Genomic DNA, 1,482 nt, shown 5'->3' with positions numbered 1-1,482 from the left:
GGAGGTTAGCTAGTATTACAGATGACTTTTACTTAACCGCCACAGTTTAAGTAACTAGTTATTTTAACTTACTCGAATCGTAATCTTCATGGTTTGTTTCGAGATGATGAATCACTCTGACAAGCTTTTTAGAAAGATGAATAAGTGCGACACGGTGGTGCTTACCCTCTTGTTTCTTCTTGTGATAATAAGCATAGAATATCGGATTATATATCATCACCATCATACAAACATTGATCAGTGTTGCTCTAAGGTATTTGCTGCCTCGTTTAACAAGTTTACCAGTAGAAGACATTGTTCCAGATTGTTTGATCGTAGAATCTAGACCTGCATAGGATAACATTTCAGCAGGATTGGAGAAAAGTGAAATATCACCATATTCACATAAAATGATTGCTGCTGAAATAACGCCTATACCTTTAATGGTCTGAATCTTAGTTGGATATCGATCCATAAGAGAAATAATCTGTTTCTCAGTTTCTTCGATATCCGCGTTAAGTTTTTCAACATAAGAAATCGAAGTCTTAAGTTTGAAAAGTTGATGATCTTGTGTCACACCAATCGTTGATTTTGCGAGTTCTCTAAGTTTTGTGAACTTGGGATAACTGAACTTGCCCTTTGAAAGTCGACGAAGTTTATCGAAATGTTCATCAGTCATCTTTGCGATTCTATCTGGAGATGAAAAACGTTTTAAAATGTATAAAGATGTGTCACTATAGCCTTGTTCTCGCATAAAAGGCTTGAATTCAGGAAAGATGACATCTAAGACTTTAGTCATCATGTTATAGTGCTTTGTCCGAATCGAAATGAGTTTAAAACGTAGCCTGGTCAGTGATTTTAAGGCACTTATATGATAAGATTGATGATGATAGGCTTTGTAGTCTACAGATCTCATATAAGTTGAAATCATTTGTGCATCTTTCTTATCCGTCTTTGTTTTTCTTAGTGAGTGAGCCTCGGAAAACTTCTTCACTAGAAAAGGGTTAATCTCCATGAATGTATATCCATGGAAGGTAAGAAATGACTTGAGATTTTCACCGTAATGACCTGTAGCCTCTAAGCCTATTATCATTTCTTGTTTGATTAAGGGTTTAAAGTGGCCTAATAGTTCATTAAACCCGGACTGACTGTTCTCAAATGAGAACTGATGTTCAACTGTTTCAGTGGCGATGAAACAGTCGTGCTTGTACTTTGATATATCGATTCCGATATAGTTCATAAGTACACCTCCTAAAAAGAATTTCTGTACGTGTGGTAAGTCCAGCCTAGTCTTTATCTCATAATCATGTAAAAAGCGTCTTGCGCTAACTAACTATTGCTGATTAAAATAAAGACCGTGGTAAGCGTCACCTCTAAACAGTCAACGCCGTATAAAGATGATACAAATCCACAGTACATTATTATTATATTAAATTAGACAGAGAGGAGTAAAGATTTATAGAGTATTAAAATCTAATCTAATACACTTTAAATCTTACATGA

Annotated in this window: 1 protein-coding gene; it reads right to left on the bottom strand. The window is 35.2% G+C overall.

All coding sequences use genetic code 11. The features are described 5' to 3' along the window. Positions 1-58: 58 nt before the first annotated feature. Positions 59-1,219 (bottom strand): IS110 family RNA-guided transposase, encoded by a 1,161-nt coding sequence (locus QJ521_RS09625; RefSeq protein ID WP_282840268.1) that lies wholly within the window; start codon positions 1,217-1,219, stop codon positions 59-61. Positions 1,220-1,482 lie beyond the last annotated feature (263 nt).

Origin of the sequence: Peloplasma aerotolerans, from assembly GCF_030012175.1 — a bacterium.
GTDB lineage: Bacteria > Bacillota_I > Bacilli_A > Acholeplasmatales > Acholeplasmataceae > Peloplasma > Peloplasma aerotolerans.
The sequence above is the reverse complement of the archived record's forward strand: the minus strand, read 5'-3'. Positions and strand labels throughout refer to the sequence as shown.